The 21,445-nt window shown below is 69.4% G+C and carries 22 protein-coding genes; 8 read left to right on the top strand and 14 right to left on the bottom strand.

The genetic code is table 11. The features are described from left to right. Nucleotides 1–7: 7 nt before the first annotated feature. The 3 genes from AWC19_RS12935 to AWC19_RS12925 all read right to left on the bottom strand — a co-directional run bounded on the left by AWC19_RS12935 (nt 8) and on the right by AWC19_RS12925 (nt 2,969). The gene (locus AWC19_RS12935) at nt 8–262 is read right to left on the bottom strand and encodes a hypothetical protein (RefSeq protein WP_085078469.1); all 255 of its coding nucleotides are present in this window, start codon (nt 260–262) and stop codon (nt 8–10) included. A gap of 105 nt (nt 263–367) precedes the next feature. Next, nucleotides 368–1,840 (bottom strand): amino acid permease, encoded by a 1,473-nt coding sequence (locus AWC19_RS12930; protein ID WP_085078468.1) that lies wholly within the window; start codon nt 1,838–1,840, stop codon nt 368–370. A 106-nt stretch (nt 1,841–1,946) separates the two neighbouring features. Beyond that, nucleotides 1,947–2,969: an NADP-dependent oxidoreductase gene (locus AWC19_RS12925; protein ID WP_085078467.1), complete on the bottom strand. Its 1,023-nt coding sequence runs from the start codon at nt 2,967–2,969 to the stop codon at nt 1,947–1,949. A 51-nt stretch (nt 2,970–3,020) separates the two neighbouring features. Here AWC19_RS12925 and AWC19_RS12920 point away from each other — a divergent pair, with 51 nt between their 5' ends. Beyond that, the gene (locus AWC19_RS12920; RefSeq protein ID WP_211284912.1) at nt 3,021–3,698 is read left to right on the top strand and encodes a hypothetical protein; all 678 of its coding nucleotides are present in this window, start codon (nt 3,021–3,023) and stop codon (nt 3,696–3,698) included. Nucleotides 3,699–3,720: 22 nt separating this feature from the next. Further along, entirely contained in the window at nt 3,721–4,566 is an 846-nt protein-coding gene (locus AWC19_RS12915) for a class I SAM-dependent methyltransferase (protein WP_085078466.1), read from the top strand. A gap of 10 nt (nt 4,567–4,576) precedes the next feature. Here the strand turns inward: AWC19_RS12915 and AWC19_RS12910 are convergent, their stop codons facing one another. Together AWC19_RS12910 and AWC19_RS29105 are read right to left on the bottom strand one after the other, a co-directional pair. After that, nucleotides 4,577–5,404 (bottom strand): glycoside hydrolase family 16 protein, encoded by an 828-nt coding sequence (locus tag AWC19_RS12910; protein ID WP_085078465.1) that lies wholly within the window; start codon nt 5,402–5,404, stop codon nt 4,577–4,579. 65 nt (nt 5,405–5,469) lie between these two features. Beyond that, nucleotides 5,470–5,685 (bottom strand): hypothetical protein, encoded by a 216-nt coding sequence (locus AWC19_RS29105; protein WP_142281144.1) that lies wholly within the window; start codon nt 5,683–5,685, stop codon nt 5,470–5,472. A 419-nt stretch (nt 5,686–6,104) separates the two neighbouring features. Between AWC19_RS29105 and AWC19_RS12900 the strand changes: the two genes are divergently transcribed. The 4 genes from AWC19_RS12900 (at nt 6,105) to AWC19_RS12885 (ending at nt 12,019) form a co-directional block, all read left to right on the top strand. Then, a complete protein-coding gene (locus AWC19_RS12900; protein WP_085078463.1) occupies nt 6,105–8,417 on the top strand; it encodes an acyl-CoA dehydrogenase family protein in 2,313 nt (770 codons plus the stop codon). Between the two features lie 21 nt (nt 8,418–8,438). Beyond that, the gene (locus AWC19_RS12895; protein WP_245848940.1) at nt 8,439–9,809 is read left to right on the top strand and encodes a 4-hydroxyphenylacetate 3-hydroxylase N-terminal domain-containing protein; all 1,371 of its coding nucleotides are present in this window, start codon (nt 8,439–8,441) and stop codon (nt 9,807–9,809) included. An 84-nt stretch (nt 9,810–9,893) separates the two neighbouring features. Further along, a complete protein-coding gene (locus tag AWC19_RS12890; RefSeq protein WP_085078461.1) occupies nt 9,894–11,081 on the top strand; it encodes an LLM class flavin-dependent oxidoreductase in 1,188 nt (395 codons plus the stop codon). Beyond that, complete coding sequence (locus AWC19_RS12885) at nt 11,078–12,019, top strand: LLM class flavin-dependent oxidoreductase (protein ID WP_158090864.1); 942 nt, start codon at nt 11,078–11,080, stop codon at nt 12,017–12,019. Before AWC19_RS12890 ends, AWC19_RS12885 begins: the two co-directional genes overlap by 4 nt. Here the strand turns inward: AWC19_RS12885 and AWC19_RS12880 are convergent. From AWC19_RS12880 to AWC19_RS12860, 5 genes are all read right to left on the bottom strand, one after another. Continuing rightward, complete coding sequence (locus AWC19_RS12880) at nt 11,966–12,736, bottom strand: SDR family NAD(P)-dependent oxidoreductase (RefSeq protein WP_245848938.1); 771 nt, start codon at nt 12,734–12,736, stop codon at nt 11,966–11,968. The genes AWC19_RS12885 and AWC19_RS12880 overlap by 54 nt on opposite strands. After that, the gene (locus tag AWC19_RS12875; protein WP_142281143.1) at nt 12,733–13,437 is read right to left on the bottom strand and encodes a GntR family transcriptional regulator; all 705 of its coding nucleotides are present in this window, start codon (nt 13,435–13,437) and stop codon (nt 12,733–12,735) included. The genes AWC19_RS12880 and AWC19_RS12875 overlap by 4 nt, the downstream gene beginning before the upstream one ends. Further along, on the bottom strand, nt 13,430–14,071 hold the full coding sequence (locus AWC19_RS12870) for a carboxymuconolactone decarboxylase family protein (RefSeq protein WP_085078458.1): 642 nt from the start codon (nt 14,069–14,071) through the stop codon (nt 13,430–13,432). The genes AWC19_RS12875 and AWC19_RS12870 overlap by 8 nt, the downstream gene beginning before the upstream one ends. Nucleotides 14,072–14,156: 85 nt before the next feature. Next, on the bottom strand, nt 14,157–14,816 hold the full coding sequence (locus AWC19_RS12865; RefSeq protein WP_245848936.1) for a TetR/AcrR family transcriptional regulator: 660 nt from the start codon (nt 14,814–14,816) through the stop codon (nt 14,157–14,159). Nucleotides 14,817–14,982: 166 nt separating this feature from the next. After that, the gene (locus AWC19_RS12860; RefSeq protein WP_158090863.1) at nt 14,983–15,735 is read right to left on the bottom strand and encodes an enoyl-CoA hydratase/isomerase family protein; all 753 of its coding nucleotides are present in this window, start codon (nt 15,733–15,735) and stop codon (nt 14,983–14,985) included. Nucleotides 15,736–15,791: 56 nt separating this feature from the next. Here AWC19_RS12860 and AWC19_RS12855 point away from each other — a divergent pair, with 56 nt between their 5' ends. Further along, nucleotides 15,792–16,943 (top strand): LLM class flavin-dependent oxidoreductase, encoded by a 1,152-nt coding sequence (locus tag AWC19_RS12855; protein WP_085078456.1) that lies wholly within the window; start codon nt 15,792–15,794, stop codon nt 16,941–16,943. Between the two features lie 19 nt (nt 16,944–16,962). Here the strand turns inward: AWC19_RS12855 and AWC19_RS12850 are convergent, their stop codons facing one another. Beyond that, nucleotides 16,963–17,592: a cutinase family protein gene (locus AWC19_RS12850; RefSeq protein WP_276042925.1), complete on the bottom strand. Its 630-nt coding sequence runs from the start codon at nt 17,590–17,592 to the stop codon at nt 16,963–16,965. A gap of 129 nt (nt 17,593–17,721) precedes the next feature. On the opposite strand from AWC19_RS12850, the gene AWC19_RS12845 reads away from it, so the two are divergent. Continuing rightward, complete coding sequence (locus AWC19_RS12845) at nt 17,722–18,402, top strand: class I SAM-dependent methyltransferase (RefSeq protein ID WP_085078454.1); 681 nt, start codon at nt 17,722–17,724, stop codon at nt 18,400–18,402. On the opposite strand, the gene mmpH is transcribed toward AWC19_RS12845, so the two are convergent. The 3 genes from mmpH to manT are packed head-to-tail and all read right to left on the bottom strand — an operon-like array spanning nt 18,383 to nt 21,436. After that, nucleotides 18,383–19,459: an MMP endo-(1,4)-3-O-methyl-alpha-D-mannosidase gene (gene mmpH, locus AWC19_RS12840; RefSeq protein ID WP_085078453.1), complete on the bottom strand. Its 1,077-nt coding sequence runs from the start codon at nt 19,457–19,459 to the stop codon at nt 18,383–18,385. The two genes, AWC19_RS12845 and mmpH, sit on opposite strands and share 20 nt — an antisense overlap. Then, nucleotides 19,446–20,213: a class I SAM-dependent methyltransferase gene (locus tag AWC19_RS12835; RefSeq protein WP_085078452.1), complete on the bottom strand. Its 768-nt coding sequence runs from the start codon at nt 20,211–20,213 to the stop codon at nt 19,446–19,448. Before AWC19_RS12835 ends, mmpH begins: the two co-directional genes overlap by 14 nt. Beyond that, a complete protein-coding gene (gene manT, locus AWC19_RS12830) occupies nt 20,207–21,436 on the bottom strand; it encodes an MMP alpha-(1->4)-mannosyltransferase (RefSeq protein WP_085078451.1) in 1,230 nt (409 codons plus the stop codon). Before manT ends, AWC19_RS12835 begins: the two co-directional genes overlap by 7 nt. Between the last annotated feature and the right edge of the window lie 9 nt (nt 21,437–21,445).

Raw genomic sequence — 21,445 nt, 5'->3', positions numbered from 1 at the left:
CGCGGGGTCACGACCCCCTGTTGTAGCGGGTCAGGAAGCCGACCGCCGCGACGCCGGCGACGGCGCCGATCACGGCCAAGAACACCATCTGGAAAACCAGCGAACCGAACATCCAGTCGAAGGTGAACGCCAGGTAGAGCACCCAAAGCAGGCGGAACACGCTCAACACCGCGACCACCGCGGCGCTGATTCCGAAGTACAGGCTGCGCTGCCGGTCGACGCGGTTGATCTGCTCTTCGATGCTGGCGGGGACGATCTTCATCTTGCTGATTTCCTTTCAGGTGGCGCCGCCGGGTTGGCGTCGTCGTTGCGAGAAGTACAAAAGGACCGACGGGCTACCGATCCCAAGAACCGTGCGACGCGGGCCTCAGGGCGCGATCGGCGCGCTCTCCGCGTCCTCGCCAACCGCGCGGTTGATCTCGGCGCAAAACCGGCGGTACCTCTCGCTGTGTCCGGGCCGGCGCCGCACGATCAGCCATCCCGCCGCAAGGATTACGAACCACAGCGGAAACCAGCCCAGGGCGATCGCCGTTTCCCGCTCGGTACACAACGTCCAAATCACGAACGCGAAGAACACCAGGACGGCCCAACACATCACCACGCCGCCCGGCATCTTGTAGCGCGACGCGGCGTGCCGCGCCGCGTCGCGGCGGCGGTAGGCGAGGTAGCTGACGATGATCATCGCCCACACGAACATGAACAGCAGCGAAGAAATCGTCGTCACGAGCGTGAAGGCGTTCATCACGGAACCGCCGACGTAGAGCAGCGGGATGGCCGTCAACAGCAGGGCGGCGGTGAGAAACAGCGCGAGCGCCGGCACGCCGCCGCGGTTCAACCGGCGGAAGGGCGCCGGGGCGCTCCCTTCGTCGGCCAGGCCGAAAAGCATGCGGCCGGTGGAGAATACACCGGAATTGGCCGAGGAGGCGGCCGCGGTGGTGACGACGAAGTTGACCACCGACGCCGCGGCGGCGAGCCCGGCCAGCGAGAACATCGTCACGAAGGGGGACTCGCCGCTGGGTAGCCGCCGCCAGGGGACGACGGTGAGGATCGCCAGCAGCGCACCGATGTAGAAGATCGCCACCCGCAGCGGGACCGCATTGATGGCGCGGGGGAGGGTGCGGCGCGGATTGGCCGTCTCGGCCGCCGCGGTGCCGACCAATTCGACGCCCACGAATGCGAAAAACGCGATCTGGAATCCGCCGACCACGCCCATGAAGCCGGTCGCGAAGAACCCGCCGTCGTTCCACAGGTTATTCACCGTCGCGGGATAACCTTGCGGCGAAACGAATTTCGTCGCAACCAGGATGGCACCGACGACGATGAAACACACGATCGCGGCGACCTTGATCATCGCGAACCAGAACTCGATCTCCCCGAAATGCCGCACGCTGAACAGATTGAACAGCAGGATCAGCCCGACGGCCACCACGGCCGGCAGCCATGCCGGCAGGCCCGGCCACCAGAATTTCGCGTAGCCGGTGATCGCGACGATTTCCGCGATCGCGGTGACGACCCAGGCGAACCAGTACGACCACCCGATGAAAAACCCCGCCGCGGGGCCCAACAGGTCGGCGGCGAAGTCGAGGAACGACTTGTAGTTCAGGTTCGACAGCAGCAATTCGCCCATCGCGCGCAGCACGAAGAACACGAAGAACCCGATGATCCCGTACACCAACAGCACCGCCGGGCCGGCCAACGAGATCGTTTTGCCGCTGCCCATGAACAAGCCGGTGCCGATCGCGCCGCCGATCGCGATCAACTGGATGTGCCGGTTGGCAAGACCTCGGCGCAGCTGCGGGACGCCATCGGCGTCACCGCGACCGGCGACATCGTTTGCCATGGGTGGATCCTCGTCAGTCAGGAACCGTTGCTGGGCCGCGCAGGGTCCGCGGACGACCACATGATTCCTCATTTCCGGTGACCGTGGGTGACGATGACGGTTGTCTCTATGGCTGGTGATCGCCGACCTTGACCACGAGCTTGCCGACGTTCTTGCCGTCGAACAGCATGTTGATCGCCGTGGGCAGCTTCTCGAAACCCTCGACGACGGTCTCGAGCGGCGTGAGCTTGCCGTCGCCGATCAGGCCGGCGATTTCGCCCATCGCTTCTGTCGCGCGGCCCAGGTGGTCGAGGACGATGAAGCCCCGCAGCGTGGCGCGCTGGACCAGCAGGTTGCCGAAGGCGCGCGGCCCCGGCGGCGGGTCGGCCGAGTTGTAGCCGGAGATCAAGCCGCAAAGCGCAACGCGCGCACCGATGTTCAGCCGCGCGAACACCGCGTCCATGATGTCGCCGCCGACGTTTTCGAAGTCAACGTCGATGCCGTCGGGGGTCGCCGCGGCGAGCCGGGCGGCCCAGTCGCCGGCGCGGTGGTCGACGGCCGCGTCGAAGCCGAGCCGGTCGGTGAGCAGGGCGCACTTCTCCGGTCCGCCGGCGATGCCGACGACGCGCGCCCCGGCGGCCTTGGCGAGCTGACCGGCGACCGAGCCGACCGCGCCGGCCGCGGCCGAGACGACCACGGTGTCGCCCCGTTTCGGCTTGCCGATGTCGCGGATGCCGATCCAGGCGGTCAGTCCGGTCGTTCCCAGCGCACCCAGGTAGGCGCTCGGCGAAATGCCCGCGGCGACGTCGACCGGCGTCACGAACGCCGCGTCGGAGATCACCGCGTACTCCTGCCAGCCGAGCAGACCCTGCAGCGTCTGGCCCACCGCATACTTCGGATTCTTCGACGCGACGACCTCGCCGAGACCGCCGGCGCGCATCACCTCCCCGATGCCCACCGGCGGCAGGTACGTCGGCGTGTCGTTGATCCACATGCGGTTCGTCGGGTCCAGCGATATCCAGTCGACACGGACCAGCGCCTCGCCGTCGCCGATGTCGGGCACGGCCTCCTCGCGCAGCTCGAAGGTGTTCGGGCCGATGCGTCCGGTGGGGCGCTCGCGCAGCAGGAAGCGACGGTTTCGTTCGGGCATAGCCGCACCGTACCCTCCAGAAGGGGGTAGCTGAACGGGAGGTTTGGCGCGATGAAAGCGATGCCGCGAGTTGCCCTCATCCCCGTCGCGGTGCTGGCGATGGCGGCGCTAGCGCCACCGCGACCGGCCGCCGCCGAACCGCCCCCGACCCAGCAGATCACGGTCGTGGCCGTCGGACCGGGCGGCGAACCGATCAACGGTTACCAGGTGGCGTCCGGGCCGGGCAACGTCGGGCAGGCCAGCGACTGCACGACGGCGTCGCCGTCGGCGGTGGCCGGCGACGTCTACTACTGCTCGCCAACCGCGGCCGGTGCCAACGCCTGTTGGCCGTCGACGCCCGGATCGCTTCTGTGCGTGGACAATCCGTGGGACAAGAGCATGCATCGCGTGACCTATGGCCGTCCGCTCCCGCCCGTGCAGCCGACGGCGACTCCGGACCCGTTCGCGCTGGCGTTGGACGACGGCAGTCACTGCCTGTTCCGCAACGGCGGCGCGTGGGGTGCCCGCGCCGACGGGTATGAAGGCGTCTACAGCTGCGACGGCGGCCCCCAACCAAACCTCAGGGTGCTGTGGCTCCCGAGCCAGGGCGCCGGGAGCTGCATCGACCGATCGTCGGCGGCGTGGACGGTCCGAGTCGGCCAGCTCGGCGCGCCGGGCGCCGTCTTCCCGCCGCCCGAGACCCGGGCGGTGACCGCGGCGTGGTTCGCCGGGCCCAGGGCCGGCCAGTAGCGACAACTGCTATAAGCAACGTATGTCAAGCCCGGGGCCATCGATCACCCACGTTTCCGACACCGCCCGCTGGACCGCGTTGCACCGCGCCACCGAATCCTCGCGCCCCGACGCCCTGTTCAGCGATCCGCTCGCGGCGCGCCTGGCCGGCGAGCAGGGCCACGCCATCGTCGCCGGCTCGCCGCGATCCGCCCGCAGCGGCTGGTGGCTCGTCGCGCGCACCAAGATCATCGACGACGCCATCGCCGACGCGATCGCCGACGGCTGCGACCGGGTACTGAACCTGGCCGCCGGCCTGGACACCCGGCCCTACCGGTTGCAGCTGCCGCCCGACTTCGCCTGGGTGGAGGCGGACCTGCCCAAGTTGCTCGAGGAAAAGACGCGGCTGCTGGCCGACCAGACACCGCGCTGCCGGCTGACCCGCACCGCCGTCGACCTGGCCGACCCGCAGGCCCGCGACGCCTTCCTCGATGAGGCGCTGCGCGGGGCGACCAGGGCGCTGGTGCTGACCGAGGGCCTGTCGATGTACCTGGACGACGCCGACATGACCTCGCTGTCCGCGGCGCTCACGCGCCCCGAGGTTGCCTGGTGGATGATCGACTTCGCCGGTCCCGGCCTGAAGAAGCTGATGAACAAGAAGATGGCGGGCATGCTGCAGAACGCGCCGTTCAGGTTCGCACCCGAGAACGGGATGGCCTTCTTCGAGGACCTCGGCTGGCGCGTCGTGGACGTGCAGGCGCTGTATCTGGCCGCCCACCGGCTGCGACGGCTGCCGCTGTCCATGCGCCCCCTGACCTGGCTGCCCGAGCCGGACCCGCGTCACCCGGGTCGCCGGCCGTGGAGCGCGACGGCCCTGCTCACCCGCTGAGCGCGGCGGATTACCAGACGCGGATCCAGTCGATCAGCATGTCGGCGGGGTACGTCCCCGGGCCGGGATCGCCGCCGCCGGAACCGGCGATCGCGAGGTTGAAGACCGGAAAGACGGTGTAGCCGGCGCCGTTGAACGGCCAATCCGGCAGCGAGCTGGCCGGCACGTCGAAGTAGGGTTGGGCGCCGTCGACGTAGTCCTTCCAGAACCGGATGCCCGCCTCGTCCCACTGGGTGCGCCAGGTGTGCCAGGCGCTGTCCACGGCGATGTTGTGGGTCTTCCATTCGCCGCCGTTCGCCTTGGCGTGCACGGTGGTGGCCGACGGCCAGTTGCCGTTGCCGTACCACTCCATGACGTCGATCTCGCCCTGATCGTCGTTGCCCAGCCAGTACGCGGGCCACGCGCCCGCGGTCAGGCAGTTGAGCTTGATCCGGGCTTCCCAGGTGTGGCCCACGCCGCCTCGCCAGAGGCTTTGCACCTTGCCGCTGAAATAGGTGGGGCCGTCCTTGGCGGCGCGCAGCACGAGATTGGAGTTGCCGTCGAGAAACACGTTGCGGCGGTCGTCGCGGTACTGCCCGATGTTCTCCGGCCGCTCCCAATAGGTCGGGTCCTTGATCGTCTCGCGGGCCTTCGCGACCGCCCACTTCGACCCGTCGGGGGCCGAGCCGGCCGGGCCGTCGAACTCGTCGTGGAAGATGTAGCTCGCGGTCTGGCCGCTGGGCGCGGCCGGCGGCGACACCCGTTCCGGGTTGGCCCGGGCCTCGGGCAGCGGCAGCGCGGCTGCCAGGACGCCGATCCCGGTCGTCAGCATCATGCGGCGGCGATCCATCTCCGGCATAAGCAAGGGACGATAGCAGCCGAGCCGCGGCGCGGTCGAAACCGCAATTCTGTCGGTGCCCGTCGCTACAGTTCGATCGCGGCCGGCCGGAAACGGGCGGCCGCGCGGTAGCGGTTCTGGATTCGGGCGATTTCACGGCCAATTCTCATGTTTGCGCATGGTTTGGTCTCAGGATCACCGAGGCATTCTGGAATCACGATCCGATAACCAGCGTTCTTTTGTTTTGCAGGTTGCCCGGGGAGGAGTGGAATCGTGGCGAATGAATCAGGAGCGACGGTCATTTTCCTTGAATCGCATCCGACCTGGCTCGCTGCCCGGCGACAGGCACGCGAACGAAGCGAAGCGATGCGCCGCCACCCCTCGGGTTTCACACGTCGGCGCGGTGGGGCGGCGGCCGTCAGCCGCAACTTCCGGGTGTACTCCAGCACCGACACCCCGGCCTGAGTTCGCCAATCCCTCGGTCTCGACGCATTTAGCTGGCGGGGCCGACTGATTTCTTTTCGGTGCTGACGCGCCAAGCGAATTCACCCTTATTAGTCGACGCGTTTACATCGGCGAACTTCGGGGACCGGCGACTCCGGCGGCGCGCGAGGCCCGACCCGGGACCCGAAGCCGAATTGCATACAACACGGCAGGCAACCGCCCGTGAGCCCTCGCCAGCGGGATTGACACCCGTCAAATCGCCCCTAGTGTATACAAAATGGCCGTCTCGCTCGGATCGCCGTCGCGCGCGTCGGAACTCGACGAACTCCGCGACATGGTGCGCAAGGTGGTGGCCAGGCATCTGCCCCTGCGCGAAACCCGCCACGCCGACGCCGCGGCCGCGCGGCGGGCGGGCTGGCCGGTGCTGGCCGAACTCGGCCTGCTGGGCATCGCCGTGCCGGAGCAATACGGCGGCGGCGGCGCCGGCCTGAGGGAACAGGCCGTCGTGTTCGAAGAGCTCGCGCGCGAGCTGACGCCGGTGCCCTACTTCGCCTCCGCCTGCCTGGCGGCCGAGGCGCTGTTGGCCTCCGGTGACGGCGATGCCTGCGCCGAGCTGCTGCCCGCGCTGGTTTCCGGCGAGCTCACCGCCACGCTCGCCGGCGACCCGGCGCGGGCCGAACGCGACGGATCGGGCTGGGCCCTCGCTGGCGACCTCCGCCACGTCCCCGACGGCGCCGACGCCGACCTGGTCCTGGTGGTCGCCGAAACCGACCGCGGCACCAGCCTTTTCGCGGTGACCGGTCGCGACGGCCTGTACCGCGAGCGATTGACCACCCTGGACACGACACGACCGCTGGCCAATCTGCGGCTGTCCGGCGCGCCGGGCCGCCGCATCGGCGTGGCCGGAGCGGCCCAGTCCATCCTGGCCCGAGTCCGCCTGCGCGCGACGGCGCTCCTGGCCGCCGAGCAGGCGGCGCTGGCGGAGCACTGCGTGTCACTCACCAGGCAGTACCTCTTGGACCGCCGCCAGTTCGGCCGACAGATCGGCGCGTTCCAGGCGCTCAAGCACCGCCTCGCCGACGCCGCCGTCCGCGCCGAATTGTCCACCGGCAGCGCCTGGTATGCGATCCGGCAACTGCAAACCGATGCCCCCGACGCGGAGTTCGCCGTGGCGGTCGCCGCGGCGCGGTGCGGCGACGCCGCCCTGCAGAACGCCGCCGAGATGATCCAGCTGCACGGCGGCATCGGCTACACCTGGGAGCACGTCGCGCACCTGTACCTGCGCCGCGCCAAGGCCGACCAGTACCTCATCGACCACCCGTCGACCCACCGCGACCGGCTCGGCGAGGCGGTGGCCGAAAGGCAGCCCGTGGCAACGCATTCCGCGTCGGCAGCCACCGGCGGAGCGCCGGCCGCGGTCGAGGAGCTGCGCCGCTGGCTGGCCGACAACCTCACGGCCGCCGTCGTCGACGACGACCAACCGCCGGCGGCGGGCGAAAAGTACTCACCGGCGCGCCGCGACTGGTATCGCCGGCTCGGCCAGGCCGGCTGGGCGACGCCGACCTGGCCGACCGAATTCGGCGGCCGGGGGCTGGGCCGGGACGAGGGGGCCGCGGTGGTCGAGGAATTGCGCCGTCGCGGCGTCGACCGGCCCGAGGAGGACTTCGTCGGCGTCTGGCTGGCCGGCCCGACCATCCTCGAGTGGGGCACCGACGAGCAACGCGAAACCTACCTGCGGCCACTGGCGCTCGGCGAGCACCGCTGGTGCCAGCTGTTCAGCGAGCCCGGCGCGGGCTCCGATCTGGCGTCGCTGGCCACCTCGGCGGTCCGGATCGACGGGGACCGCTGGTTGGTCAACGGGCAAAAGATCTGGAGTTCGTTCGCCGACACCGCCGACTTCGGTCTGCTGATGGCCCGCACCGATCCGACGCTGCCCAAACACGCCGGAATCACATACTTTTTGCTCGACATGCGCACCCCGGGGGTGGAGGTGCGCCCGCTGCGCCAGATGACCGGTGACGCCGAGTTCAACGAGGTCTTTTTGACCGACGTGGTGGTGCCCGACTCTGCGCGCCTGGGCCCGCTGAACGCCGGCTGGAAGGTCGGCATCAGCACGTTGATGCAGGAACGCAACAGCCTCACCGGCCCCGCGGTCGTCGGCCCGGGCGTGACCGATCAACTCGTCGCGGAGGCGGTCGCCAGCGGGGCCTGGCGCCATGCGGACGTGCGAAATCGGCTGCAGCACTTGCTCGTTGACGAACGCGCCCTGCAGGCCGCCAGCCTGCGCGCCAGCGTCACCCCGGGCCGCGACCCGGGAGCCATCGACTCCATCCGCAAGCTCGTCAGTGCGGATCTGCACGAACGCGCCGGCCGCGTCCGCGTCGACCTGCGGCCCGAGCTCACGATGGGCTGGCCTGCCGGCGCTCAAATGCCCGCGGGCACCCGGTCTTTCCTGGAGATGAAAAAGTACTGCATCGCCGGCGGCACCTCGGAAATCCAGCGCAACATCATCGCCGAACGGGTGCTGGGGCTGCCGCGCGAGACCGATCCCGACCGTGGTAAGCCGTTCAACGCGCGGACCAGCCGATAACGAGGAGCGTGCACCCAGATGATGACCGGCGAGCAATACAAGGACTCGTTACGCGACGGACGGCGCGTCTACCAGGACGGCAAGCTGGTCGCCGACCTGGACACCGAGCCGTTGCTGGCACCGGCGCTCAATGCGGTGGCCGCCGGATACGACGAGTATTACCGGCCCGAAGCCGGCGCGGTGAACCCGCTCGTCGAGGCGCCGCGCAGCGTGGCCGAACTGCGCGACCGGGTGCCGATCCTCACCCACATGGACTTGTTGCTCAACGTCACCTACCAGTCGCTGATGACGCTGGTGGTGGCCGCGGCCCGGCTCGCCGAGGCGCACCCCGAGTTCGTCGCGCGCATCAATGCCTATGTCGCACAGGCGCGTCGGGACGACATCCGGATCGCCGAATGCATCACCGACTCCAAGGGCGACCGGTCCAAGGCGCCCGCCGCGCAGCAAGACGCCGACCAGTACGTCCGCGTGGTCGAGCGGCGCGACGACGGCGTGGTGATCCGCGGCGCCAAGCTGCACATCAGCGCCGCGCCCTTCGCGCATCACCTGATGGTGATGCCGACCAAGTCGATGAAGCTGGGCGAGGAGGACTACGCCATCGCCTGCGCGGTGCCGGTCAACGCGCCCGGCGTGCACGTCATCAGCCGCACCGTGCAGGCGCGCGGCGGGGACAGTCGCGACTACCCGGTGAGCGCGGGCCGCAGCATGCCCGACGGGTTCGTCATCTTCGACGACGTTTTCGTGCCGACCGAGCACGTGTTCCTCGACGGGGTGGCGGCTCAGGCCGGGATCTTCGCGCATTCGCTCGGGCTGTGGGAACGCCTCGGGGGCACCGCGGTCATGGTGGAACAGGCCGACGAGATGGTGGGGCTGGCGCAGTTGATCGCGGAAGCCAATGGGACGGCACGGGTTTCGCACATCCGAGAAAAAATCGACGAGATGATGATCCACGCCACCAACCTGCGGGCAGGCATGGAGGCCGCGATCAGCAACGCGCACACCACGCCCGAGGGCTACTACTATCCCGACGACCTGTACACCAACGCCACGAAATACCTTGGCGCGGCGAACTTCAACCTTATGGTGCGGCACCTGCACGACATCGCCGGCGGCGGCGTGATCACCACACCGTCGATGGCCGACTTGGACAACCCGGACGTCGGCCCGCAGCTGCGCAAGTATCTGACCGGAGCCCCCGAGGTGCCCGGCGATGTCCGCGCCAAGCTGTTCCACGCGATCCGGGACGCCACCGCGGACGCGTATGGCGGCTGGCATCTGGTGACCAACGTGCAGTCCGGGGGCGGGTTGTTCGCCCAGCGACTGGTGACGCGCAAGCACTACGACCTCGAACGGGCCAAGCGCCTGGCCCGGCGGGCCGCCGGCCTGGAGTAGGCCCGCACCGCGAAAGCGCCACCGCCGATTTCGCCATGCCCATACACCCTTGCATGAACGTGAACGTAGACGTAGATTCGCGGTATGCGCTTTGGGGTCTTCATCGCTCCGTACCACATGGTGGGGGACAATCCCACGCTCGCATTGGAGCGTGACCTGCAATTGGTCGAGGCCGTCGAGGAACTCGGCTACGAGGAAGCGTGGTTCGGCGAACACCATTCCGGCGGAACCGAAATCATCGGCGCGCCAGACCTGATGATCGCGACGGCCGCCGCGCGCACCAAGCGCATCCGGCTGGGCACCGGCGTCGCGTCGCTGCCCTACTACCACCCGTTCATGTTCGCCGACCGCATGGTGCAGCTCGACCACCTGACCAGGGGCCGGCTGATCGTCGGCGTCGGGCCCGGCGCCCTGCCCGGCGACGCGTACATGATGGGCATCGAAACCACCCGGCAGCGCGACATGATGCTCGAGTCGCTGGAGGCGGTGCTCGCACTGTGGCGCGACGAGGCGCCGGTGAACCGCGAGACCGACTGGTTCACGCTGCGCGACGCCCGGCTGCAGCTGCGGCCGTACAGCAAGCCCGGCATCGAGGTGAGCGTGGCGGTCACGGCGTCGCCGTCCGGCCCGGTGGCCGCGGGCAAGTTCGGCATCGGGCTGCTGTCCATCGCCGCGACGCAGAAAAAGGCGTTCGACGCGCTGGCCCGCAATTGGCGCACCGCGACCGAGACCGCGGCCGCGCACGGCACTACGGTGAGCCGCCAGGGCTGGCGGATGTGCGGGCCGATGCACATCGCCGAGTCCGAGGAGCAGGCGCGCCGCGACGTCGAGCTCGGGCTGGCGCAATGGGTCGACTACTTCCAAAACGTTGGCGCCATCCCGATTCTGGGCGACTTCGACCCGGGGGAGGACATCGTCGCGGCGGTCAACGAGACCGGCGTCGGGGTCATCGGCACGCCGGACATGGCGATCGACCAGTTGCGCCGGCTGGAAAGGCAGTCCGGCGGCTTCGGCACCTACCTGTTGATGGCGCACGAGTGGGCCAACCGCGAGGCCACGCTGCGCTCCTACGAGCTGATCAGCCGCTACGTCACGCCGGTGTTCCAGGATTCGCTCGAACCGCTGGAGCGCAGCCGGGACTGGACGATCTTCCACCGGGAGACGCTGATGGGCAACATCACCAACGCGATCGTCGGCGCGACGCAGCAATTCCTCGAGGAGCGCGACGCCCGCCGGCGCGCCGAAACCGACGCGCTGCACGCCCGTCAGTGACCGACTTCGGCGTCCTGCTGTTTCCCAACGCCGCGTGGCCGACGCTGGTGGATCGCTGCGAGCGCGCCGAGGAGTTGGGCTTCCGCAGCCTGTGGATCGACGACCACGGCGCCAATCCGCAAGCGCCGAGGTCGAATTGGTTCGAAGCCTTCACCACGCTGGCGGGTCTGGCCACCTGCACGCGGCGCATCCTGTTGGGCCCGCTGGTGTCCAACGTCGTCCTGCGGCATCCGGCGCTGCTGGCGCGGCAGGCGATCACGCTCGAGAACATGTCGGGCGGGCGGCTGCAGCTGGGCATCGGTGCCGGCTACGCGCCGACCGACCACGAGCTCCTCGGCGCCGAACCGTGGCGGCGGGGGGAGCGCGCCGAACGGTTCGCCGAGGCGATCGAACTGATCGACGCGCTGCTGCGCGCCGAGCCCGTCGACTACGCCGGCAAGCACTACCGCGCCTCGGGTGTCCGGCTGCGCCCGCGACCGGTCCAGCGGCCGCGCCCGCCGATTTGCGTTGCGGCGCATGACCGTTCGAGCCTGCGGCTGGCCGCCCGATTCGGCGACATCTGGAGTTCCTTCGGCGGGTGGGGCCTGTCGTCACAGGAGCTGCTCGCCGTCACCAGGAGGCGATCCGCGGTGCTGGACGAGTTCTGCGCGGAGCTGGGGCGTGACCCGTCGGGCATCCGACGGCAGATCCTGGCGGGCAGCCCGGCGACCACCCCCGACCCGATCTGGTCGTCGGTGGCGGCGTTCGACGACTGGGTGGCGGCCTGGCGGGAGGCCGGCATCGACGAGATCGTGCTGTATTTCCCGCCGGAGCTGCTGTACGAGCCGGAGCTGATCGACCCCGCCGTCCTCGAGCACCTGCGCCGGTTGCTCTTCGCCCGGGCCTCAGGTGAGCAGCGCGCCGCCGTCAACGGGCAGCACCGCGCCGCTGACGAATGACGCGGCCGGGCTGGCCAGGAACAGGACCGCCGCGGCCACCTCGTCGGGGTCGCCGAGCCGCCCCGCGGGCACCCGCGTTTCGACGAAGTCGTCGTTGAAGCCCTCGGGGGTGAGTGCGGTCAGGCCGGTCGACAGGAACCCCGGCGCCACAGCGTTGACCCGAATGCCCTTGCGGCCGGTCCATTGCCGGGCCAAATCCCGTGTCAGGCCGAGCAATCCGGCCTTGCTCGACACGTAGCCCGCCTGGGGTAGGGCCGTGGTGGTCAGGCCCAGGATGCTGCTGATCATCACGACGGCCGACCCGCGCTCCATGAGCCGCCCGCACGCCTGGCTCATCCAGTAGGCGCCCATCAGGTTGACCTCGACCGTGCGCCGGAATTGCGCCGGGTCCTCGCGGGTCGCGGGTGCGGCGGTGCCCACACCGGCGTTGTTGACCAACACGTCCACGCGGCCGAACCGTTCCATGACCTGAGCCACGCCGCCGGCGCAGGACTCGGGGGCGGCGACGTCGATGTCGAACGCCGCCGCGTCGATGCCCTCGTCTCGCAGCGCGGCACACCGCGCCTCCGCTGCACCGATTCGTCGCCCCGCCAAGGCGATCCGAGCCCCGGCGGCACCGAGCGCCCGGGCGATCGACATGCCGAGTTGCGAGGTCGGCCCGGTCACCACGGCGACGCGGCCGTCGAGACGAAACCGTTCCAGAATCGGTGCGCTCACGAAGCGTGCGTCTCGGTCTCGCGAACCGGCCTCGAGCGCAGGGCCAGCAGCGAGTCCCTGCCCTGCAGGATGTGCTCGGCCATCAACGCACCGGCGCGGTCCGGTTCGCCGGCCGCGATCGCGTCGCGCACCATGCGGTGGAACAGGTTGGACCGCTCGCCCTCGGCCCGCGTCTGGTGCCGAAAGACCTGATACACCAACGGAATGTCGACGGCGTGCTCGAGCAGAACCGAAAGCCGCCGGTGCTGCGCCCCTTTGACGACCGCCTGGTGAAAGGCGCTGTTGGCGGCGGTGATTCGGCGCAAGCTGGCGTCGTGCGCACCACTGGACGCCAGTTCGAGCCCGGCGTCGAAATCGGCGATCGCGGCGTCGAGGGCCGCGACGCCCTCGGGACCCATGCGGGTCGCGGCGCGTTCGGCCGCCAGCGACTCGAGCCGCGCGCGCAGCTCGTACTGGTCGCGGATGTCGGATTCCGACATCGTGGCAACGACGGCGCCGCGGTTACGCTCGATGACCACCAGTCCGTCGGCGGCCAACGCGCGCAACGCTTCCCGCACCGGCGTGCGCGACAGGTCGAACATCTCGCCGATGCGCTGTTCGATCAGCCGGGAACCGGGCTCGAATTCGCCCTCGGCGATTGCGCGCCGGATGAGCCGGTAGGCCAGCTCCGACCGCCCGTCCATCTCGGTCACGTCAGTCACGCCCGGACGTCGCCGCGCCGATGTCCAGCACGCCGCCGCCCTCCGGGTCGGCCACCTCCACGATCAGGTCATCGACGTCGTCGAACTCCAGGCGCAGCGCCCGCGACATGATGGCGTGCATCACGTACATGGTGGTGGTGTAGGTGAATTCGAGGATTTCGGCGTCGGTGAACTGCTCGCGGAGTTGTTCGAACAGCCGCTCGGGCACCCGACCCTGTTGGCCCGCAAGGCAATCCGTGTACGCCAGCAACAGCCGCTCGGCGTGGTCGAAGCAGTCGGCGGTCTGCCAGGACGGTATTGCCTGGATCTTCTCCTCGGACAGCCCCGCGGAACGGCACGCCTTGCAGTGTTGGGAGAACACGAACTGGCTGCCGACCACCCAGCCCGCCCGTATCTGGCCCAGCTCGCGGTGATCCGGCCGGATCCGCACCTCTTCGCGATAGAGGCGGAACCCGCGCACGGCGTGGCGCAGGGCGGCGGGGGACTGCGCCATCACCGTCCACCAGTTGCCGGGGGTTCCGCCGACGGCGCCGGGCTCGGCCACCGGATCGCGGTCGCCGAACATGAAGTCGTACATCTTGAGCGTGAAGTCGTCGGCGACCTCAGCCCGGGGCACTGGCGTCAAACGTGGCATGATTGCATTCAATCCCAGCCTTTAGCGGCGCGTCAACGCAGCTCACCGATTCGGATTGGGGCCGGATTGCGTACAGTCGCGGAAGTCAGGGGCGAAGGCCGGACAGCACCATCGCCGCGAAGGCATCACCGATCTCGTCGAGCGTGTTGCGTCCGCCCGGGACGTACCAACGGTGAATCCAGTTGTGCATGCCCAAAATTCCGAGCATCACCAGCCGCGGGTCGAGGTCCTGGCGAAACGCCCCGGACGCCACGCCCTCCTCGACGATGGCGAGCAATGCCTTGCCGTAAGCGTCGGCGTTGGCGACGATGTCGCGGGCTTCGGGAATGGCCGCGAGGTGCTGGCTCTCGTTGAACAGCAGGAACACCTCGGGATAGGCGGCGAGGTCGTCGACGTAGGCGCGCAGCGCGCGGCGCAGCTTCTCGTCGGCCGGCGCGTTCGACTCGAGCGCCTCACGGCAGTGCCGGGTCATCGCGTAGGCCGGCTCCTCGATCAGCGCGACCAGCAGCTCCTCCTTCGTCCCGACGTAGTAATACAGCGAAGCGCGGTTGATGCCGACTTCGACGGCGACGTCCTCGAGGCGGGCCCGGGCGTACCCTTCGCGGCGGAACACCTCCGCGGCCCCCTTGAGGATGGTCTGCCACCGCTCGCCGGAGGCGCGGCGTTCGGCGTTGCGCCGTTCTTGGCGCCGGCGCGCATTGTCGCTCTGCTTGCGCGCGGCTGTATCTGGAGCAGGAATCGTCAACCTCCCTCGTGCGGGGTGCGTCGGTTCGTCAACCTACGCCCCGGCGCCACCCACCTGCGAATTACCATCTTATGAACGTGAACGTTGATGTTGACAGCCGGTCCGGGGCGCCGTAGCGTTCGGAACTGATGCGGTACCACTCGCCCTCACTTGCGGCCCAGATTCGCTATGGCGGCCCGGAAGCGTCGTGCTCCATGGCGGCGGCCTCCAGCGCGAGGGACAACGGCAGCACGGTCCCGCAGGCCAGTGCGAGCAGCCGGTTGACCGCCGCCTTGGTGCCCTGGACGGCCTGCGGCGCCAGCGCTGCCAGGCGTTCGGCCATCGCCATCGCCATCGGCAGCACGTCGGGCGCCGCGACCACGCGGGTGACCAGCCCGAAGCGCTCCGCCTCGGCGGCCGTGAGGATCTCGCCCGTCATCAGCAGGTGTTTGGCGCGGTTGAGCCCGACCAGCAGCGGCCAGATCACCGCGGCCCCGTTCCCGGCCGGCAACGCCGCGTGCACGTGCAGGTCGCCCAGTTTGGCCGATTCGGCCATGTACGAGACGTCGGCCAGGGTGGCCAACACCGCGCCCAGCCCGATCGCGTGGCCGTTGACCGCGGCGATCAGCGGTTTGGCCAACCCGACGATGTCCTCCACGATGTGCCGCGCCTCCTCGATGGGGGTGCGGCCCGTCGCGGTCGAGTACTCACGGGTGCCGGATTCGTCACCGCCGGCCGAAAAGGTCCGTCCCGCGCCGGTCAGCACGACGGCGCGCACCCGGGCGTCGTCCTGGGCGGCCGCGAACACGGTGGACAGCTCCGAATGCATCACGTCGTCAACGGCATTGGCCTTGTCGGGCCGGTTGAGGGTCAGCACCGCCACGCCGGTCGCACCGTCCACGACGACGTCGATGGTGCGGTAAGCGGCCGGATCCAGCATGGCGCGAGCCCTTTCCTCAACGTGAACGTTGACGTAGATCATAGGAGCTGGATGGCATGTTGAAGTTCGGAACCTTCATCGCCCCCTACCACCCCGTCCGGGAAAGCCCGCTGACCAGCTACGAGCGCGACCTCGAGCTGATCCAATGGTGCGACCGATGGGGGTTCGACGAGGCCTGGGTCGGCGAGCATCATTCGGCCGCCTGGGAGAACATCCCCGACCCCGCCATGTTCCTGGCGGTCGCCGGCCAACGCACCCAGCGCATCCGCCTGGGCTCGGGCGTGGTCAGCCTGCCCTACCACCACCCGATGATGGTGGCCGACCGGTTCGTCCAGCTCGACTACCTCACGCACGGCCGGGCGATGCTGGGCGTGGGTCCCGGCGCGTTGATCTCCGACGCGACGATGATGGGCATCGACCCCACAACGCAGCGCCCGCGGATGAACGAGGCGCTCGGGGTGATCATCCGGTTGCTGGCCGGTGAGACGGTCACCCACCACAGCGACTGGTTCACGCTGAACGAGGCGCGGCTGCAACTACTTCCGGTCAACGGCTCGATGCCGATCGCCGTCGCGTCGAGCACCTCGCCGTCGGGGATGACGGCCGCCGGCCGCCACGGCGTGGGCGTGCTGTCGTTGGGTGCCGGCCTGATCGGCGGCAAGAAGGACCTGGCGGCGCACTGGGCGCTGGGGGAGAAGGCGGCCGCCGACAACGGCAAGCAGCTGCGCCGCGAGGATTGGCGACTGGTGATCCGGGCTCATCTGGCGCACACCAGGCAGCGGGCGATCGCCGAGGTCCGGGAGGGCCGCGAGGCCGAACGCATCGGCTACTTCAAGCGGGTCGCCGGGCTGAAGAACGACTACACCCTCGAGCAGGAAATCGAGGAGGACGCCGCGATCGTCGGCACGCCCGACGACATGATCGAGGCGCTGCACCGGCTGCAGGAGGTCACCGGCGGATTCGGCGGTTTCCTCGTGCTGGCCGGTGACTGGGCCGACCGCGAGGCCACGCTGCGCAGCTACGAATTGATGGGCCGCTACGTGATTCCCGAGTTCCGTGGCCACCTCGACCCGCTGCGCGCCAGCTACGACATGGTGGTCGCCAAGAAGCGTGACTACGGCCCGCCGGCGATGGCGGCGATCAAGAAGGCCTACGAGGACGCCGGCCAGCAGATGCCCGAGGACCTCAACCCGACCAACCTGCGCTAGCCGTGGCCCGTCGCCTGGCTTAGAGCTTTCCGGCGACGAAGTCGGCGGCCTGGTTGGCCATTCCCGCGTCGATGTAGGCGCTCGCGAGGTGTTGTGGCCAGTTCTCTTTCCAGGTGTTGGGATCGGCCGGGTTGCAGACGGGGTCGGCGCCGTGGCACAGCTCGATCGTGCGGTCGTTGTAGACCGGGTTGAAGTTCGTGATCGGACCCACCCACTGGCTGCCGTTGCCGAACAGCGCGACCGCGGCGATGTGTTGATCCGTGCCCTCCGGCAGCGGGCTGTCAAAACCGAAGGCGTTGAACGGCACCGCGAGCACCACGTCGGTGACGGCCGCACCCAGCGAATAGCCGCCCAGCACCAGCCGGGTGTCCGGGCAGGAACTGACCGTGTTCTGGATGTGGTGGCTCATGTCGTTGGCCCCGACGTCGACCTCGGTGTCGGCGGGGTATTTCACGGCGTAGGTGTTGATGCTCTTGTTGGCGGCCTTGGACCGGAGCGCACTGATGAAGGCGTTGCCCAAGACCCCCGGCCCCGGCGATTCGAACCGGCCGCGGGCGAATACGACCTCGACCTGCGGGCAGCTCGCCGCGGCCGTCGGCGCCACGGCGGGCAGCCCGATCAGTCCGGCCGCCGCCACGACCGTCGCCAGGGCGATATCAACCGGCTTGCGGGTAAACCAAGCGCGCACAGCACGATGGTAGGACGATCGCGCCGAACCCGCTGGCCGTCGGCGCGACCACCCCGCCGGGGCGACGAGGCCGACCGATATGTTCGGCTCATGAGCCGCGCCGACACCAGTTCACCGCAGCGCCTCTTCGCGCTGGCCGAGCAGGTGCAGGGTTTCATGCCGCCCGACGAGGGACGCGCGCTCTACGACGCCGCGCTGCGGTACCTGGGCGGCGGCGTCGGCGTCGAGATCGGCACCTACTGCGGCAAATCCACGTTGCTGCTCGGGGCGGCGGCACAACAGACCGGCAGCGTGCTCTACACCGTCGACCACCATCACGGCTCCGAAGAACACCAACCGGGCTGGGAATACCACGACACCTCGCTGGTCGACGCGGTCACCGGGCTGTTCGACACGCTGCCGACGTTTCGCCGCACGCTCGACGCCGCCGCGCTGGACGATTACGTCGTCGCCGTCGTCGGCAAGTCGCCGGTGGTGGCTCGGGGGTGGCGGTCGCCGCTGCAGTTCCTGTTCATCGACGGCGGCCATTCCGAGAAGGCCGCGACCGAGGACTTCGAGGGCTGGGCGAAGTGGGTGAGCGTCGGCGGGGCGCTCGTCATCCACGACGTATTCCCCGATCCGCGCGACGGAGGGCGACCGCCCTACTACATCTACTGCCGCGCCGTGGATTCCGGTGAGTTCCGCGAGGTGTCGGCGACGGGCTCGCTGCGGGTGCTGGAGCGCACCGGCGGCCGGCCGGGCGAGCCGATCGTCACCGCCCCGGCCCGCTGATGACGCACTCGCAATCGAAGTCGGTCTGCAATCCCATCGGCAGGCCGTCGCCGCGGAAGATCGCGCCGCCCGCGGTGGTGTCCGAGAGGGCGTCGGCCGCCAGGATCATCGCCGCCCCGGTCCACGTGGTGCGCTCCTCCGGCCAGCGCTTCCCGTCGGCGAATACCAGGCCCGTCCAGTAGGAGCCGTCCTCTTCGCGCAGGTGCTGCATCGCGGCAAACTGCCGATGTGCGGCGGACCGGTGCCCGACGGCGTCGAGGGCCATCACCAATTCGCAAGTTTCGGCGCCGGTGACCCAGGGCCGGTCGTCGACGCACCGGATGCCCAGGCCGTCGACCACAAAAGCGTTCCAGCGCTGCTTGATTCGCTCGGCGGCAGCGGGGCCGCGCAGCGCACCGCCGAGGATCGGGTAGTACCAGTCCATCGAGTACCGGTCCTTCTCGGTGAACGCCTCGGGATGGGCTGCGATCGCGTGGCCGAGCCGGCCCAGCGCCAGCTCCCATTCCGGCTGCGGCTCTTCGACGAGGGCGGCCAGGGCCAGCGCGCAGCGCAGGCTGTGGAACACGCTGGCGCACCCGGTCAGCAACGCCTCGGGAAGGGGCCCGGCTTCGCTTCGGGCCCAGGCGATCTCGCCGTAGCCGAACTGCAGGTCGATGACGAAGTCGACCGCCGCGTGCACGACCGGCCACATCTGGGCGGCGAACGACCTGTCGCCGGTGATCAGCACGTGGTGCCACACGCCGGTGGCGATGTAGGCGCAGAAGTTGCTGTCGCTGTTGGCGTCTTCGACCGTGCCCGCGCGGACCTGGATGGGCCACGAGCCGTCGGGCCGCTGGGTGCGGCGGCTCCACTCGAACGCGGCGCGCGCCGGCTCCAGCAGGCCGGCCGCGGTGAGCGCCATCGCGCACTCGATGTGGTCCCACGGATCGGTGTGACCGCCGTCGAACCAGGGGATGGCGCCCGACGGCTCCTGCGCGGCGGCGATCGACCGCGCGGTCTGCCGGCATTGGTCGGGCGTCAGGACGCCCGGGACGCCCGGCGCGCTACCCCGACGCAACTGTAGATCCCGAATATCCCGGGGCCTCTTGGCTTTCGGTCGCCCGCGACTTGGTGAAGTACATCGCGACGCTCTTGCCCAGGAGCGGGTTGAGCAGCGACTCCGCCAGCTGGGTTATCTTCGGCCGGCGCATCAGATCCCATACCAGCAGCTTGTGGTAGGCGGCAACCGCGGGATGGTCCGGGTTCGATACGCCGACGGCGCATTTGAGCCACCAGAACGGGGAGTGCAGCGCGTGCGCGTGGTGGGCGTGGGTCAATTCCATTCCGCCGCTGAGGATCTTGTCCCGCAATTCGCTGGCCCGATAGATGCGGACGTGGCCGCCCTCGTTGCTATGGTATTCGTCGGACAGCAGCCAGCAGACTTTCTCCGGGAGCCAGCGCGGCACGCTGACCGCCAGTGTGCCACCGACTTTGAGGACCCTCAACAGTTCGGCGATCGCGGCGTCGTCCTGGGGGACGTGCTCGAGGATCTCCGACGCGATGACGCAGTCGAACGTCTCGTCGGCGTACGGCAGGCTCAGCGCATCGCCGTGGACCACCGTCGCCGACGCCGCCGCGGGCGCCTCCCCGGCCTCGGCCATGGCCCGCAAGATCGTTTCGACGGAACGCAATTCGGACTCGTCGCGGTCGAACGCGACGACGTCGGCGCCGCGCCGGTAGGCTTCGAAGGCGTGCCGGCCGGCCCCGCAGCCCACGTCGATGACCTTGACCGACGGCCCGATGCCGAGCCGGTCGAAATCGATCGTCAGCATCGCGCGATCGCCCGCTCGTAGACCCGCACGGTCTGGGCGGCCACGGCTTCCCAGCTGAACACGTCGACCGCGCGGGCCCGGCCCGCCTCGCCCATGCTGCGGCGCTTTTCCGGCGAGTCGAGCAGCGTGCCGAGCGCGCCGGTCAGCGCGTCGACGTCGGCGGCGGGAACCAGCTCGGCGCAGGCGCCGTCGGTGCCGACGACCTCCGGTAGCGCTCCGACCCGGCTGGCCACGATCGGGGTGCCGCTCGCCATGGCCTCGACGGCCGGCAGCGAAAACCCTTCGTAGAGAGAGGGAATGCAGGCGACCTCGGCCGAGGCGAACAGCGCCGCGAGCTCGGCGTCGGAAAGGCCGCTGGTGATGTGGACGATGTCGGAGATTCCCAGTTCGGCGATCAGCTTGTGGGTGGGGCCGTTGGGCTCCACCTTGGCCACGAGCCGCAGCTCGAGGTCGCGGCGCGTCCGCAGCCGGGCGACGGCGTGCAGTAGCGTCCGCACGCCCTTGAGCGGGGTGTCGGCGCTGGCGATCGCGATGACGCGACCCGGTTGGCGCGGTTCCGGTCCCGGCTTGAACAAGTCGGTGTTGACCCCCAGCGGCACCACGTGCAGTTGCTCCGGCGAGACACCGAAGTCGGTCACGATGTCGGCGGCCGACGACGACGACACCGTCAACAGGTCCGGGATCCGACGCGCCACCTGTTCCTGCATCTTGGAGAACCCATACCAGCGGTGCACCAAGGGCTTTCGCCACCACTTGGCGGCGGCGACGTCGAGCACGCGGTCGCGCGTGATCGGGTGGTGCACGGTGGCCACCACCGGCAGCCCGGCGTCGGCGATGGCCAGCAGGCCGGTGCCCAGGCTCTGGTTGTCGTGGACGAGGTCGAAATCGCCTGTCCGCTGGGCTAATAGGCGCGCGACGCGCAGCGTGAACGTTCGCGGTTCGGGAAAACCCGCGGTCCACACCGTCAGCAGCTCCAACAGGTCGATCGAGTTGTGGATCTCGCTCGGGCGGGGCACCCGGAACGGGTCGGGTTCGCGGTACAGGTCGAGGCTGGGTACCTTGGTCAGCCGGACCCGCGGGTCGAGCAGTTGGGGATAGGGCTGGCCGGAGAACACTTCGACGTCGTGGCCGAGCTCGACCAGGCCGCGGCTGAGATGGCGCACGTAGACGCCCTGTCCGCCGCAATGGTCCTTACTGCGGTAGGACAGCAGGGCGATTCGCATACTCAACTC

This window comes from Mycobacterium palustre, assembly GCF_002101785.1.
GTDB lineage: Bacteria > Actinomycetota > Actinomycetes > Mycobacteriales > Mycobacteriaceae > Mycobacterium > Mycobacterium palustre.
The sequence above is the reverse complement of the archived record's forward strand: the minus strand, read 5'-3'. Positions and strand labels throughout refer to the sequence as shown.